Origin of the sequence: Mycobacterium sp. (assembly GCF_032159565.1) — a bacterium.
In the GTDB taxonomy this organism is placed as follows: domain Bacteria; phylum Actinomycetota; class Actinomycetes; order Mycobacteriales; family Mycobacteriaceae; genus Mycobacterium.
On record NZ_JAVHWR010000041.1, the window covers coordinates 25,850 to 40,957 of the forward strand.

Below are 15,108 nucleotides of genomic sequence, written 5' to 3' on the forward strand. Positions count from 1 at the left end.
AAACCCTGTGGTGCCCCGATGTATGGACGGATCCGGCTTGCGCTGCATAGATGGGCGTGCCGTCGTTGGCGGCGAAATCCTGGCCCCAATGCATCTGGCGGTCGCGCGGACCAAGCGTTGAGGACAGGCGATACGTTCCCGCCTTCAGCGGCATGTACCTACTCACAGGCATGACTCTCTACTGGATGCCCTGAATGTGGTATTCGGACACCCAGCATAGCTACTTGACTTCACGTGCGGACGTGCCTGACCCGATTTGCGGACAGCATTTGAGTAGTGCCCGGCTCCGGCCATCGCTCGGATTCGTACGACGCGTTCGACGGCTCAGCCGTGGTGTCGAGCACCTGATGACCGGCGTTGTAATCGGGGATGAAGGTGATGCCGGGGCCGCCGTGGCAGCCGGGCGCCGCCAAGGTAGAGCCCGTCGATGCCGATCGGCGGATCGCGGAAAACCTTGGGCCCGGGTCGGTTCGGGCCCATCAGATCGGGGTGCAGGAGGCCGTGACGAACTCGCCGGCGGGGCGCCGAACAGCAATCTTCGCGTCGCGATCAGACCGCACCATGGCGTGGCTGAACTCAGGGCCGTGGCCAAGTCTCCGGTAGGCCGTGGCCGCCGTCGGCTACCACTACGGTCCCTGTGACGAACGAGGCCGACTCGTGGGCGAGAAAGAGCACGCACGCGGCGATCTCCGCCGGCGTGCCACTGCGCCCGATCGGTCCCGCCGCCGCGGCTGTGGCTTCGAACGGTAACTGCGAATCGGTGCAGATGTAGCCTGGCGCAACGACGTTCACGGTGACGCCGTCTGCGACGACCTCCAGGGCCAGCGCCCTCGACAAGCCCACCAGGCCCGCTTTCGCGGCGGTGTAGGTCGACTGACCCGGCATCGCGTTCACCGTGCCCGTGGTCGAACCGATCGAGACGATTCGCCCATATCCGGCCGCTGTCATCACGGGCACCACCGACCGGCACATGAGAAACGCCGTCGTGAGGTTGCGGGCCAGCGCCGCATCCCACGCTGCCAGCGACATCTCCGCGACATCGTCGTCGGCGTCCCAACCGGATGTCACCGACGTCATGCCGGCGTTGTTCACCAACACGTCGACACGGCCCCACCGGTCCAACGCGGTGCGCACCAGACTGTCGGCCGCCCCGTCGACGGTCAGGTCGGCGATCACCCCGACGGCCGCGTCGCCGAGTTCTGCGGCCCGCTGATGCACGCGCTCGGAGGTGGCGCCCAGCACCACCCGGGCGCCCTCCGCCACGAGCTCGCGTGCTATCGCTGTACCGATGCCCCCCGGCGCTCCCGCGCCGGTCACGATCGCCACCCGGTCCCCAAAGCGCGCCACGCGTCTAAACCTATCCCGCGCCGGTTGGGCGGGGTGCCGTCTTGACCGGCCCGACAGGGTGCGGCTTTCAGTGCGTTGACATCCAGCTCACAGCAATAGACAGCAAAAATGCTCAGGCGCAATCAGTTTCACGTGCCGCCGCACCTGACCGCGCCGACTGCGCCCGCCAGGCTCGAAGGCGCCATTCGCACACTGCAGAGCCATGGCGGGTCGTCGATCGCTCCCAGATTGCCTACCGGTTAGCAGGAGGAACCGAATGGGTGTCTGCCGTGACGTAAACGCTCCGATGCAGCGCGAACCTGGAAGGGCAAGACAGATAGTCCAGCGAAAGGAAGTTCCATTATGCGACTCGCATTGAAGTACATCGCACCGACGTTGGCGGCGGGCGCTGCCGCGGTCGGTATCGGCCTCGCACCGATAGCCGCGGCCGCTTCCACTCCGGCCCAGCCGGCAACGACCGCCGCGGGCCCCACCGTGGAGGCGGTGGATTCGCACGGCGGCGGTGGGCACGGCGGCGGTGGGCACGGCGACGGTGGGCACGGCGGCGGTTGGAACGGCGGCGGTTGGAACGGCGGCGGTTGGCGCGGTGGCGGTTGGGGTCCTTGGTACCAGCCCTGGGGCAGGGGCTGGTAAGCGGCCGATAAGGCGCCAGGTCGAGGTCGTGTTGTCGCGGCCTCGACCGCGGCGACCGCGCTCTGCCGGCAGTCGGCGCGATGGCGAACATGCATCAGGCAATTGGTGCGCTGGCGTGGGATTTGACGCGGCGGTCCCGTCGCCTAATGCTCAAGGTTAACGGCACCAAGCGGTAGCTCCGGTCTGTCCACAGGATGCAGCCAGCGGCGGTGCCGGTGAAATTAGTTCTGCGGTTGGAGACTGGCCGAACTCGAATTCCACGTTGACGCATGGCTCCGCAGTTGTGGGCTGAGCTGGCACGTGCTTCACAATCAAGCGCAACCAATGAGTTCTGCGGCCACGTGGTGGTGACATCCCGGCTGATCGAAACAATCGAAACAATGGATCTCCGCCGTCATCCGAAGTGATCGTGAGGTTCAGACCCAATGGGCTGGGTACCCGCCGCACGTGGGGGCCGACCATCGGGATCCGCAGGCAATCGTGGTCCGCGGCGTCACGCTGCGCGGACCGTGGGGACCGATTTACGGGCCGGTCGACTTCGAGGCCGATGCCGGCGGTGTAAGCGTCCTGGTGTGCCCGGCCGGACTGGGCCGAACGGCCTTGCTGATGACCCTGGCCGGCCGGATGAAGCCGCGGACGGGATCGCTTACCGTGCTAGGCCAGGACGCGGCCCCCGCCATCTTCGCCAGGTCGGCGCTGGCGGGCATCGACGAACTCGACGGGATCGCCGAATGGATCACGGTCCGTGACGCCGTCGACGAGGAGCTTCGGTGGGCCGCACCGTGGTACCGGGCGGTGCCCCGCGCCGGGTCGCGCGAACTCGAGTTGCTCTGCGCAGCTGTGTTCGGGCCGCTCCCGATGCCGCCGCTGGATGCCTACGTCGACGGGCTGCCCGAGCTCGACCAGCTGCTGCTGCGGATCGCGCTGGCCAACACCGAACGGCCGCCGCTGCTGGTGGTCGCGAGCCTCGACCGAGTCACCGACGACCGGCACCGCGAACTGCTCGTGGCGCGTCTCGTCGAACTCGGTCGGGCGCAGACCGTCATCACCGCCAGCGCCAACGGTGTGTCGCCGGAGTCGGGTGTGCGCGCGCAGATTCGTGTCGAGAATGTCGGGCCGGCCGAGTTCGCCGCCGGCGGCCAGAAGGGTGCGAGCTGATCATGTTGGCCGGAATATCGCTGGGCAGCGATTTCAAGCGTTTCACGCGCGGAACCATGCCCCGCATCGCGCTGGTGACCATCGTTGTGCTGCCGCTGCTGTACGGGGCGATGTATCTGTGGGCGTTCTGGAATCCGTTCGGCCACGTGGACAAGCTGCCGGTCGCGGTGGTCAACGACGACCGCGGTGCGGTGGCGCAGGGCCGGGAGCTGGACGCGGGTGAACAGGTCGTGCGGGGTCTGGTGGCCTCGAAACAACTTGACTTGCACCAGGTTTCAGACAACGAAGCCGCCGAAGGAGTCGCCCACGGCGCATACTACTTCTCCATCACGGTGCCCGAGGACTTCAGCGACGCGATCGCGTCAGCGGCCGGCGAGCATCCCCGGAAGGCGCAGATCCGCTTCACGTTCAACGACGTCAACAATTACCTGGCATCGGTTATCGGGCAGAACACGGCGCGCGAAGTGCTCAACCAGGTCAACCAGCGGGTCGGGGCGCAGACGGTGGACGCGGTGCTGGTCGGGCTGACCGACGCGGGCCAAGGATTGAGGCAGGCAGCCGACGGCGCCGGGCGGCTCTCGGCGGGCCTCACGACAGCCCACGACGGGGCGCAGCAGCTGGCGGCCGGGTCGCGCGCGCTGGCCGACAATCTGGCGGTGGCGCGCGACGGGGCGGCGACGCTGGCGGCGGGGACGCGGCAGTTGTCGTCGTCGATCACCACGGCGACCGACCCGGTTGTCAGTGTGCTGGGCCGGATCGACGGCCTGGGCCTGGATCCGGCGGCGGTGGGGGAGACGGCGTCGCACCTCAGCGCGGCGGCCCGCTCGGCGGGCGACCGGATCGCCGCGCTGAACATCGACTACGCGCAGGCCGCGGGAATCGTCGACCAGGTCGTGGGTGGGCTGCGCACCAACCCGGATCCCACCGTGCGTGAGCTGGGAGAGACCCTCGCGGGCGCGCAGTCGCTCATGCGAGCCAGAGGAATCGATCCGACCACCGATGACGGAGTGGCCCGATTACGAAGCGACGCACAGCAATTGGAGACCGAACTGGGCGACCCGAATAGTCAGCTGCGGAGGCTGATGACCCGGGTGCTCGACGGCGGGCTGAAGGCAGACGTGGTCAGGCTGCGTGACGGTGCGACACAGCTGAACACCGGCGCGCAGAGGCTCAGCGGCGGGCTGGTGCAGTTGACCGACGGCGGGCAGCGACTGGCCGACGGCTCGCAGGCGTTGGTGTCTGGCACCGGCCAGCTGAAGGCCGGGGCGCAGGTGTTGGCGACCAAGTTGAGCGAGGGAGCGCGGCAGTTGCCGTCGTGGACGGTGCAGCAACGCACGCAGGTGGCGCAGACGTTGTCGTCGCCGGTGGAGCTGGACGTGGTGTCGCGAAACCGGGCAGCAACGTTCGGCACCGGGTTCGCGCCGTTCTTCCTGCCGCTGGCGTTGTTCATCGGCGCGCTGATCATCTGGATGTTGTTGACACCATTGCAGTCTCGGCCGGTCATGCGCGGACTGGCCGCAGTGCGGGTGATGCTGGTGTCGTACTGGCCCGGGTTGTTGGTGGCACTGTGCCAGGCGATGGTCATGTATGCGGTGGTGCACTTCGGTGTCGGGCTGGAGCCCAGGTATCCGGTGGCGAGCCTGGCGTTCCTGGCCCTGATCGCCGCGGTGTTCCTGGCGATGATCCAGGCGTTCAACGCGGTGTTCGGGGAGGCGACGGGCCGGGTGGTCGCGCTGGCCTTTTTGATGTTCCAGTTGGTGTCGGCGGGTGGCATCTATCCCGTCGAGACGACGGCCAGACCGTTCCAGATCCTGCATCCATACGTTCCGATGACGTACGCGGTCAACGGGTTACGGGAGCTGACGGTCGGCGGGGTCGACTCGCGGTTGTGGGTGGCGATCGGAGTGCTGGTGGGTGTGCTGGTCGTATCGCTCGCGGCGACCGCATGGGCCGCGCGGCGAGACCGGCAGTACACCGTGGCGCGACTGAAACCACCGGTGGAGGTGTGAAATCGCCGTGATTGTGATGTCCCTCAAGGACCCGTGCGCGTTCCAGTCCAATCGAGCAACCGCTCCAACGCGGTGTGGCGGCGCCGAAGGACCCGACGGCCAACTTCAGGCAGGTTTAATGCGACAGGGACCGCTCGCCGGACGGTATCCGGCGGTGGAGCCATGGTCACGCTTGCGCTGATCCCGTATCTGGCGCTGTCGGCGGCGCTCGACCCCCTGGTGCCGATCATGTCCGAGCAACTTCACAGGACCACGCAGGCGATGAGCCTGAGCTCGGGCCTGGGTAATGACGATGCGTCGATTCCTGCTGTGGCAGGTGCGCCGTCGCGTCGGCGCGCCGTTCGACATGAGTCACTTCACCCCGAACTACAGGCCGTGGGACGAGCGACTGTGCGCGGTGCCCGACGGCGACCTGTTCGACGTGCTGGCCTCCGGCGAGGCGTCGTCACCAATCAGATCGAAACCTTCACCGAGACAGGTATTCTGCTCAAGTCGGGCCGCGAGCTGTATGCCGACATCATCGTCACCGCCAAAGCCCTCGACATGCTGTCGCGGCTCGGGGGGTCGGAGTATCAGCGGGTCATGGCCACCGCGGTTCGACGGTTCTTCCCGTGGGCCAACAAGCGCTGACCGTCAGCCGAGCATTTCCCGCTCCGTCCAGCTTCATCGCTGGACCGTGACCCACTGGCCGACTCGGGCACTCTCCGCGATGGCTTCGCCGACGAGGACCTGCTCGAGTCCGTCGTCGAATGTCGGATAGTCGGGTGTCTCAGGCGCCTTCCCGTCAGCGATTGCCGCGTAGACCGCGCGGAACATCGCCTTGAACGCATCTGCATAGCCTTGCGCATGCCCGGCGGGATAATCACCCGCATCACGCAGCTGCAGTTGGTTCGGCCCGTCGCGGTAACCGATCCACAACTGCTCCGGGTTCTCCAGCCCCCATGCCAGTGACGCGTCGGCTCCGCTCACCTCAAAGCTCAAACTGTTCTTGCGACCTGGCGACACCTGCGACAGAGTCAGCACACCTCGCGCACCACCGGAGAATCGCAGAAGCACACCTGCGATGTCCTCTGTCGTCACCGCCACCGCCTCACCTGTCCCATCCGACTGCGCGAACGTCTCGACAGACCCGGTCGGGCGGATTCGCTGCGGGATCACCGTCGTCAGATCGGCCATCACGGCATCGATGCGCTGACCACTGACGTAACCCACGAGATCCAGCCAGTGCGAACCGATGTCACCGACTACACGCAACGACCCGCCGACGGCCGTGTCGAGCCGCCAATTCCAGTCGGTGTCCTTGGCCAGCCAGTCCTGCAGGTAGTGTCCGGTGACCAGCCGTACGGGTCCGACGGACCCGGAACTCACGCGCGACGCCGCGTCCTGGCAGAGCGGGTAGAAGCGGTTGATGAAGCAGACGGCGTTGACCAGGCCGAATTCGGCTGCGGTATCGCAGAGTTCGCGGGCCTGCGCCGGTGTCAGTGCGAGCGGTTTCTCGCAGACGACGTGCTTGCCGGCTTGCAGCACCGCCATCACCTGCTCGTGATGGAGGTCGTTCGGGCTGCAAATGTGCACGGCGTCTACGCGGTCGTCGTCGATCATCTCGTCGAAGCTCCCGTAGGCCGGCGCCAACCCCGAAGCGGTCGCGCGCTCCGACGACGAGCCCACGACCCCGGCCACCGAAACCCCGATGCGAGCCAGAGCTTCCGCGTGCACTCCGCCCATGAAACCCGTGCCGACGATGGCTGCTCGTACATCGGTCATGTGCGGAACAGGAATCGTTCGACTTTGCCGAGGCGAAGGACAACGGCGAACGCCAGCGCGACCACGGCGATGAAGAACGCCGACACCGCGCCGAGCGCTGGCGATATGGCACCCCGCAGACCCGAATACACGAACACCGGAAGCGTTTGGTTGTCGATCGTCGTAAGTACCTGGCTGACGACGAAATCGGTGATGCTGAGCACGAATACGACGAGCGCGCCGGTGACGATTCCCGGCGCGAGCAGAGGCAGCCGCACAAAGAGAAACTGCTCGACGGGATCGGCGCCAAGTGTTGCGGCGGCGGGCACGACGTTGGGATCGGTGTCCTCGATCGCGGCCAGCACCGTCCACAGCATGAAGGGAAAACAGGTCACGGCGACGGCGACGGCCACCGCGGTGAGGCTGCCACGCACACCGATACGGCCGTAGAGATCGAAGTAGGCGAACGCGGTCACGATCGTCGGCGAACTGAGCCCGAGCGACAGCAGCACGGTGAAAAGCGTTCTGCTGTAGCGGCCGACATTGGGCAGTGCAATGGCGGCTGGTACACCACAGAGGATGTTGATCCCCACGCTGACCCCGGCGACGAAGAGGCTGTTGCCCAGCGCCGTCCACACTGCCGGGTTGGTGAACATCTCGCTGTACCAGTGAAACGTGAAACCCTTCGGCGGGAACGCGAGTAGCTCGCCCTGCGACAGGGATGCGAGCACGACAAGGACGGTGGGCGCCAGCAGCGGGATCAGGGCGCAGACGGTGACAATGCCCGCGACACGAATACGCTTCATCGTGACCGCCGCCTGCGTGCGCGCCCCACGGCGAGGATCACGACGGTGCCCAGGCTGACGATCACCAGCAGCAGGATGCCGATCGCCGCCCCTTGCGGCGGGTTGCCCAGTCCCAGGTAGCGGTCCTGCAGGAAATTCGAGACGAAGTTCTTCAGCCCGCGGCCGAGGATGGCGGGGTCGGCGAACGCGGCCATCGTCAGCGCGAAGCACGCGGCGAAGGCGGCGACGATCCCGACCCTCAGCTGGGGAAGGGTGATCCGCAGAAAAACAGTGCAGGGTCGCGCACCGAGTGTGGCTGCCGCAGAGCCGAGTTCAGGATCGATGCGAAGCACGGCGGGCAGCAGCACGACGACCGCGGCGGGCAGCAGGATTTGGACGATGCCGATGCCGATACCCCACAGATTCCCGACCAGACGCAGACCGGTCAGCCACTCGATCGGGCCGCCGGGGCCGATGGTGACGAGCAGGCCGAAGGTGCGAGTGATGTCGCCGGTGAGCATCGGCACGAACACTCCGATCAGCAGCGCGAGCCGCAGACCCCGCCGTCGCACCCGGGTCAGCGTCAGCGCGTACGGGATCGCGATGGTGACGGCGACAAGAGGGGCGAGCACGGCCATCACGAGCGATCTCGCCAGCACGGTGTGGAACTGCGGGTCGCCGATGAGTCCGGTGTACTGGTCAAGGGACACTGGCCCTTCAACGGCGAGGAAGCTGTCATAGGAGTGCAGGCTGCTCCACAGCAGGACGGCGAGCCCGGCGACAAGCGAGCCGGCCAGCACCAGTCCTGGGGCCAGCGGAACGACGCGCCGCAATGGCGAGGGAACGACTTTCGCGAATACGGTGCGCACGGTGATGAGCGCGTCGACGAGCCGCCAGGTGGGCGAGGCGGCGCGGGACTCGAGCTCCTGCCACTGCTCGGCCACCGATCGTGAGTGCATGGTCAGGCCTGTGTGACGATGGGGACGTCGTCGGCGTTCCAGGCGACCACAACGGCATCGCCGACGTGGTGCGTCGCGGCGCTCCGGCCGGCGGGGATGTGGACGGCCGCGGTGGGGCCGCAGTCGAGCTGCACCTGGTAGAAGGTGCCGTGTCCGTCGAAGGCGGAGAACAGGATCCGGCCGGCAAGCTCGTTGTCGTAGCAGTGCGGGTCCTCGTCGACGGCGAGCAGGCGCAGGCGTTCGGGCCGCATGACAGCGGTGCCCTTGCCGAGCGGTACGGAGCCACCCACGGCGACGACGACACCCGAACTATGAAGCGCCCGTGCGCCATTGGCGGTGACGATTTCGCCGTCGAGGAGCAGCGGGTCACCGAGGAAGCCGGCGACGAACGTGGTGGCGGGGTTGGCGTACAGCTCGGTGCCCGGTCCGCACTGCACGATGCGACCGCTGTCCATGACGGCGATGCGGTCGCTGACCATCAGGGCTTCACGCTGGTCGTGGGTGACGTTGACGATCGTGACGCCGAGCTCGCGGTGGATGCGGGTGAGCTCGAGTTGCATGGATTCGCGTAGTCGGCGGTCCAGTGCGGACAGGGGTTCGTCGAGCAGCAGGATGCGGGGCTGGTAGACAAGGGCTCGCGCCAGGGCGACGCGCTGGCTCTGGCCGCCGCTGAGTTCGCTGATGGCGCGATGCTGCAGTTCGGGCAGCTGCACGAGGTCAAGCGCGGCGGCGACCCGGGTGGCGGTCTCCCTGCGTCCGACGCGGCGCATGCGGAGTGGGAAGGCGACGTTCTCGCCGGCGCTGAGGTGGGGGAACAGCGCCAGCGACTGGAAAACGACGCCGAGCTCACGGGTGTGTGCTGGGCGGCCGGTCATGCTGCGGCCGCCGATGACGACGTCGCCGCCGTCGGCGTCGAGTAGGCCCGCGATGATGCGCAGCAGCGTGGACTTGCCCGAGCCGGACGGTCCCAGGAGCGTGAAGAATTCGCCTTCGCCGATCTCGACGGACACGTCGTCGAGTACGACGGACTCGCCGTACCTCTTGCTGACGTGCTCCAGTCGGATGGCGGCGGTCATCGGTCGAGTCCCTATCGCCCGATCGCGCCGTCGAAGGCCTTCTGCCACGTCTCGTCATTCTTCGCCATGAGAGGAATGGGCGCCACGATCGCCTTGACGGCCTTCAGGTCGTCCGCCGAGCGCGGGAACACGCCCTTGTTGTCCGACATGTATGTGGGCACGGTCGCGTCGGGGTTCACCGGGATGAGGCCGAGCTTGTCGGCGACGACGGACTGAACTTGGGGATCCAGAAGGTAATTGGCGAACACCTGCGCGTAGTAGGCGTTGTTGTCGGGGATGCCCTTGTGGATGTAGTAGGAGTCGCCGACGACGTAGAGGCCGTCGGTAGGGGCGACGAGGGCGACCGGCGCGCCGGCGTTCTGGGCCTGGATGCCCGACCCGCTGTTGGAGATCGCGACCCTGACCGAGCCGTCGGTCAGCGCGGTGACGACGTCGGCGTTGGAGCCGAGCTGCGCGAGGTTCGGCTTCAGCCCGCCGATGCGCGCCCAGACGGGGTCCATGCCCTGCGGCGGGTTCTGCGCGGGGTCGACACCCATCGATTGGGCGAACCCGAACGCGGTGCTCGAGTAGATGGTGTCGACGGCGAGGCTCTGGGCCAGCTCGGGCTTGAACAGGTCGTTCCAGGTGCGGACCGAGTTGGGGTCGACCTTGTCGGTGCGGACGATGAACGGCACCGTGAGCGTGTAGGGGTTGACGTACTTCCAGGCCTCACCCTGCTTGTGATCCGGCGGCGCGGCGGTCTCGGCGGTCACCTTTGCGAGATTCGGGACGAGCTGCGGATTGATCGGAATCGTCCATCCGCGTGCGGCATTGGTGTAGGCGCGCTGCTGGGCGTTGAAGCTGGCGTCGGCCGACGGCCGCTGCCCCGAGGAGATCTCCTGGTTGAGTTTGGCGTAGCTCACGGCCTCGTCGGTGGTGTCCCACACGATCGGGATGCCGGTGTCGGCGGTGAACTTCTTGGCGGCGGTGTCGGCGTAGACCTTCTCCTCGTCGCCGCTCCAGATGCGGATGACGAGGCGGTCAGGCTTGGCGGGCGGTTCGGACGGGACACCGGTGCTCGTGGTGCCCGACGCAGAGTCACTGCCGCCGCTACAGGCGGAAACGCCCGTTGCCGCACAGAGTCCAACTGCGGCAACGGCGATGATGCGTCTGATTCTCACAACGACTCCTCGTGGTCAGTGGGGAAGAAGTTCGGACGAGTCCAGCGGCATCATCGGAGCCAGATAGCGGTAGCCCAAAACCAGTGCGTTGGGCTCTTTTCCGAGCATCTCGACGATGTCGGCTTCGCCTTCGATCTTCGACAGGGCCGCGGCGGCGAACACCTCGTCCTCGTGCTCGATGTCGATGTTGCCTTCGTAGCCGACTTCGGTGAGAGCGCTGATCACTCTGTGCCAGTCGATGACGCCCCAGCCCGGCGCACGGAAGCGCCACCATCCGTTGCCGAATCCCTGTAGGTCGCCGAACGCCTGGCCGTAGAACCCGAGTACGCCGCGCTTGCGTTCGTCGATGTCGATGTCTTTGGCGTGGAAATGCACAATGCGGTCGCCGAAATCTTTGATCGCCTGGATGTAGTCGATGCCGAGGAAGACCAGGTGTGACGGGTCGATTTCCAGGCCGAGCGCGCCCGAGGGGACGGCGTCGAACATCGCCTTCCAGATTTCGGGGCTGAAGGCCAGGTTCTCGCCGGTGCGGTTCTTGTGGTTGAGCATCGGGCAGTTCTCGATGCCGATGCGGATGCCGAGATCTTCAGCCTCAGAGGTGAATTCGGTGAAGAGCTCGGTGAACGGCTCCATGCAGTCCTCGACGGTCCACCCCGGCGTCATGCCGACGAAGGTGCACACGGCAGGCACGTTCATCCGGTCGGCGAGCTGCATGACCTTGCGGAAGTAGCGCTTGTATTCGGCGGCCTCGGTCTTGTCGGCGGCGAGATAGTTGGGGTAGTAGCCCAGGGCGGATATCTCGATGCCGCGGCTGTCGAGATCGGCGCGGATCTCCTTGATCCGTTCGTCGGTGACGTCGTCGGCGTTGAGCGACGACTGCGGCCACGCCGAGAGCTCCATCGACGTGAAGCCGGTGTCCTGCGCGAACTGGGCGATGTCGCGGCTGTAGTCGGTGTAGAAGCCGAGCCTCATGAAATCCTCGCAACGTTGGGTCTTGCTGACGTCACCGACGCTATGAGACGCTTCCGTCGATGTCTAGAACAACTTGCGTCGATCTATGACAGAAGTGGTGCGGCTGTCGTCGCTGCAGCGCCGGGTGGTCTCGGCGCTGCACACGCATGGACCCCTGGCGCGGTCGGAGCTGACGGATCTGCTGGACGTCAGCCGCTCACGCCTTTCGCCCGAGGTGGCCCACTTGGTGGCGAAAAAGGTTGCTCGGGAGGAAGTGTCGACAGCATCGACTGGCGGGCGGCGGGCGACGCAGCTGACGCTTGGCAACGACGAGTTCGGGGTGATTGCCGGGGTGGACATCGACGCGGGCGGTGTATCGCTGGTGCTGTTGCATCTCGACGGGACGGTGGTGGCACGCCGCGGCGTGGACTGCGAGCAGCCGTTTGAACCTCAACAGACGCTGCGGGCGATCGATGCGGCGATGAAGGCGGAGGTGGCCAAGGCGCGCAGTGTGCTTCGGCTGATCGGGGTGTCGATTGCCGCGGACATCGACAACGTGGGCCAGGTGTCCGAACCACCGCCGACGATGCCGCGGTGGGCAGGCGTCTCGATAGGCGCGCACTTTGCGCGGCGGTTCGAGGTGCCGGCCTTTGCGGAGAACGACGTCAACGTCCTGGCGGTCGCGGAACGGGCCAGGTGTGGGCCTGCGTCGGGTCTTCGAACGTACGCGGTCGTCAAGGTGAGCAGTGGCGTGGGATGCGGGCTGGTGGTCAACGGCGAATTAGCCAGGGGCAGTGACGGATACGCCGGCGACATCGGGCACGTGTGCATCGACCCGGCCAGCGAAGCGGTGTGCGCCTGCGGTAACCGGGGATGCCTGGAAGCACTGGTGTCGGCGCCGGTGTTGGTGCGCGAGGCCGAGGCGATGGCGAAGATGCGGCAGAGTCCCGCGCTGGTCCAGTTGCGTAAGGCGGGACCGCTGTCGCTCGACACGATCGGGCAGGCCACGCAGTTGGAGGATCCGGCGACGACGGCAATGCTGCGGGCGGCGGGCAGGCATGTCGGTTATGCGATCGCGGGATTGGTGACGATCTTGAATCCGGCCGCGGTGTTCATCTCGACCGGCATCCGCGGTGCGGAAGACGTCGTGCTTTCCGCGGTGCGGCAGAGGGTGTACGAGCACGCGCGGCCGGCTGCGACGCGGGGGCTGGTGATCGGTACGTGTCAGTTGGGTCGCGACGACGGCGCCGTCGGGGCGGCCGAGTACGCCTGCCACGCGATGGTGGCAGCTCGATCAGTGAGTCAGCCTTGGACTTGAGCTCGTCGCCGGTGCTGTAACCCGGGCGCCTACTGAGTAGGCGACCCAGTTACGCGACCGCCTGGAGCCGTTGACGCGGCGCTACTACAGCGATTTCGTTCGATGCGCGGATTGCAGCCGGATCTACTGGCCCGGGTTACATCACGCAAAGCTGTTGCGCCTCGTTGACTTGCTCCGCGAGCAGCTCTGAGTGATCAGGTCGCCGAACGGCTCGCCCGGTACTGCCGCGGCGTCTGGCCGAACCAGCGACGGCACGACCGGTTCAGCGCGCTCTGTTCGGAATAGCCGACCAGACCGGCGATCTGCTGCAGATGTAGTCCCGGCACCGCGAGGTAACGCGCGGCATGCGCTCGGCGCTCACCGTCGATGATGTCGTGACAGCGCACGCCCTCGGCGGCAAGTTGTCGCTGCAGAGTCCGCGGATGCAGCGCGAGCTGGTCGGCGATGGCGTCGGCGCTACATTGACCGGTGGGCAGCAGCCGTCTTGTCAGTTCGGCTACGCGTTCGGACAGCGCGGCAGTGCTGGGCAGGTAGGTGGACTCCAGGTACTTCGTCGCGATGCGTCGGGTCTCGGGATCTGCGGTGTCGATGGCCTTGTCGGCCTCATGCGCGGACAGCTCGAATCCGCTCCAGGTCTGATTGAAGCGCGCCGGGCAGCCCAGCTCCGCGCGGTAGGCGTCCTGCGATCCGTGCCGGCGGTGCATGAAGAAGACCGCTCGAGGCCGGGCCTGCGGTCCGCCGAGGAGCCGAAGAATCTGCGCAGCGATACCCATGCTGAGCTCGTAGCTCTGCGTCGGGTACGGAACGCCGGGTTCGGTCACTTCATACGTGCACCGCACGTCGGAGTCCGCAGATGCCCGGCTGACAGTCAGCGTCAACGCGGGGGAATGGACGTACAGGTAGCGCGCGATCGCCTCGAAACCGCCGAGCACCGTTTGGGCATTGCGGGCGATCACCGCGATGGGTCCGAGGATGTCGAGGCCCTGAAAACGGGAAAGGCGAAGTCCGAAATCAGGACACTTCAGGTCCTCGGCACTCGCCTCGAGCAAGCGGATGAACGCGTCGACGGCGACGAATCCGTCCGCTTGCTGTTCGGCGTCGACGGGGATACCGAAGCGCGCCAGGAACGACTCGGGGTCGCCGCCGAGTTCGCGCACCAGATCGCCGTAACCCCGCAGGGCCCCGGTGCGGAGCAGACTGCCCATAAACATCACCTGTCGGAAAATGATAAAAGTCTGTCGGAAACTGTCAAGACCCGCAACGTCGCCGACGGCCATTCTGATAGTCATGAACGCACAGCATTTCGACATCCTGATCATCGGCGCAGGTCTGTCGGGCATCGGCACGGCCGCTCAGTTGACCGCCGAGTTTCCGCACAAGACCCTCGCGGTGCTGGAGCGCCGCGAGCGCCTCGGCGGCACCTGGGACCTGTTCCGCTACCCGGGCATCCGCTCCGATTCCGACATGCTCACCTTCGGCTACAAGTTCCGGCCGTGGCAGGAGCTGAAGGTGCTGGCCGACGGGTCGTCGATCCGCCAGTACATCGCCGACACCGCCGTCGAGTACGGCGTCGACGAGAAGATCCGGTACGGGCTGAAGATCGTCGGCGCTGACTGGTCGAGCGCCGAGGGTCGCTGGACGGTGACCGCGGAGCACGAGGCAACGGGCGAGACGCGCCACTACACGTGTGGCTATCTCATCAGCTGCACGGGCTACTACAACTACGACGCGGGCTATCTGCCGACCTTCCCCGGCGCCGAGCGGTTCACGGGCCGCTGCGTCCATCCGCAGCATTGGCCCGAGGACCTCGACTACACGGGCAAGAAGGTCGTCGTGATCGGCAGTGGCGCAACGGCAGTCACCCTGGTCCCCGCAATGGCCGGCGACGCGGCGCAGGTGACCATGCTGCAGCGTTCGCCGTCGTACGTGTTCTCCCTGCCCGCGTTCGACAAGATCTCACAGGCGCTGG

At 66.6% G+C, this 15,108-nt stretch carries 13 protein-coding genes and 3 pseudogenes; 7 read left to right on the forward strand and 9 right to left on the reverse strand.

What is annotated here, in order from left to right; translation table 11 throughout:
* Positions 1-335 precede the first annotated feature (335 nt).
* Together QOC76_RS05665 and QOC76_RS05670 are read right to left on the reverse strand one after the other, a co-directional pair.
* A pseudogene (locus tag QOC76_RS05665) lies at positions 336-507 on the reverse strand (NAD(P)/FAD-dependent oxidoreductase); the annotation flags it as partial.
* A 69-nt stretch (positions 508-576) separates the two neighbouring features.
* Positions 577-1,347 carry an SDR family NAD(P)-dependent oxidoreductase gene (locus QOC76_RS05670; protein ID WP_526355065.1) on the reverse strand — a complete coding sequence of 257 codons (771 nt, stop codon included), beginning with the start codon at positions 1,345-1,347 and terminating at the stop codon, positions 577-579.
* A 342-nt stretch (positions 1,348-1,689) separates the two neighbouring features.
* Here QOC76_RS05670 and QOC76_RS05675 point away from each other — a divergent pair, with 342 nt between their 5' ends.
* The 4 genes and pseudogenes from QOC76_RS05675 to QOC76_RS05690 form a co-directional block, all read left to right on the forward strand.
* Positions 1,690-1,980, forward strand: a complete 291-nt coding sequence (locus tag QOC76_RS05675) for a hypothetical protein (RefSeq protein WP_526355067.1) — start codon at positions 1,690-1,692, stop codon at positions 1,978-1,980.
* 447 nt (positions 1,981-2,427) lie between these two features.
* Positions 2,428-3,138 (forward strand): ATP-binding cassette domain-containing protein, encoded by a 711-nt coding sequence (locus tag QOC76_RS05680; RefSeq protein ID WP_526355069.1) that lies wholly within the window; start codon positions 2,428-2,430, stop codon positions 3,136-3,138.
* Positions 3,139-3,140: 2 nt separating this feature from the next.
* Positions 3,141-5,147 carry a YhgE/Pip family protein gene (locus tag QOC76_RS05685; protein WP_526355071.1) on the forward strand — a complete coding sequence of 669 codons (2,007 nt, stop codon included), beginning with the start codon at positions 3,141-3,143 and terminating at the stop codon, positions 5,145-5,147.
* Between the two features lie 274 nt (positions 5,148-5,421).
* A pseudogene (locus QOC76_RS05690) lies at positions 5,422-5,711 on the forward strand (FAD-containing monooxygenase EthA); the annotation flags it as partial.
* 99 nt (positions 5,712-5,810) lie between these two features.
* On the opposite strand, the gene QOC76_RS05695 reads toward QOC76_RS05690, so the two are convergent.
* The 6 genes from QOC76_RS05695 to QOC76_RS05720 are packed head-to-tail and all read right to left on the reverse strand — an operon-like array spanning position 5,811 to position 11,842.
* Positions 5,811-6,911 (reverse strand): Gfo/Idh/MocA family protein, encoded by a 1,101-nt coding sequence (locus tag QOC76_RS05695; RefSeq protein ID WP_526355073.1) that lies wholly within the window; start codon positions 6,909-6,911, stop codon positions 5,811-5,813.
* The gene (locus QOC76_RS05700) at positions 6,908-7,696 is read right to left on the reverse strand and encodes an ABC transporter permease (RefSeq protein WP_526355075.1); all 789 of its coding nucleotides are present in this window, start codon (positions 7,694-7,696) and stop codon (positions 6,908-6,910) included. The genes QOC76_RS05695 and QOC76_RS05700 overlap by 4 nt, the downstream gene beginning before the upstream one ends.
* Positions 7,693-8,634, reverse strand: coding sequence for an ABC transporter permease (locus QOC76_RS05705; protein ID WP_526355077.1), 942 nt, complete (start codon positions 8,632-8,634; stop codon positions 7,693-7,695). Before QOC76_RS05705 ends, QOC76_RS05700 begins: the two co-directional genes overlap by 4 nt.
* 2 nt (positions 8,635-8,636) lie before the next feature.
* Positions 8,637-9,710, reverse strand: a complete 1,074-nt coding sequence (locus QOC76_RS05710; RefSeq protein WP_526355079.1) for an ABC transporter ATP-binding protein — start codon at positions 9,708-9,710, stop codon at positions 8,637-8,639.
* 11 nt (positions 9,711-9,721) lie between these two features.
* The gene (locus tag QOC76_RS05715; RefSeq protein ID WP_526355081.1) at positions 9,722-10,870 is read right to left on the reverse strand and encodes an ABC transporter substrate-binding protein; all 1,149 of its coding nucleotides are present in this window, start codon (positions 10,868-10,870) and stop codon (positions 9,722-9,724) included.
* Between the two features lie 15 nt (positions 10,871-10,885).
* Positions 10,886-11,842 carry a sugar phosphate isomerase/epimerase family protein gene (locus tag QOC76_RS05720; protein ID WP_526355083.1) on the reverse strand — a complete coding sequence of 319 codons (957 nt, stop codon included), beginning with the start codon at positions 11,840-11,842 and terminating at the stop codon, positions 10,886-10,888.
* A gap of 85 nt (positions 11,843-11,927) precedes the next feature.
* On the opposite strand from QOC76_RS05720, the gene QOC76_RS05725 reads away from it, so the two are divergent.
* Positions 11,928-13,139 carry an ROK family transcriptional regulator gene (locus QOC76_RS05725; RefSeq protein ID WP_526355085.1) on the forward strand — a complete coding sequence of 404 codons (1,212 nt, stop codon included), beginning with the start codon at positions 11,928-11,930 and terminating at the stop codon, positions 13,137-13,139.
* A gap of 58 nt (positions 13,140-13,197) precedes the next feature.
* Positions 13,198-13,329, forward strand: a pseudogene (locus tag QOC76_RS05730) (Mut7-C RNAse domain-containing protein); the annotation flags it as partial.
* 4 nt (positions 13,330-13,333) lie between these two features.
* Here the strand turns inward: QOC76_RS05730 and QOC76_RS05735 are convergent.
* A complete protein-coding gene (locus tag QOC76_RS05735; protein ID WP_526355091.1) occupies positions 13,334-14,350 on the reverse strand; it encodes a helix-turn-helix transcriptional regulator in 1,017 nt (338 codons plus the stop codon).
* A gap of 76 nt (positions 14,351-14,426) precedes the next feature.
* On the opposite strand from QOC76_RS05735, the gene QOC76_RS05740 reads away from it, so the two are divergent.
* Positions 14,427-15,108, forward strand: a 682-nt coding sequence (locus tag QOC76_RS05740; RefSeq protein WP_526355087.1) for a flavin-containing monooxygenase, incomplete at its 3' end; no start/stop codon positions are given.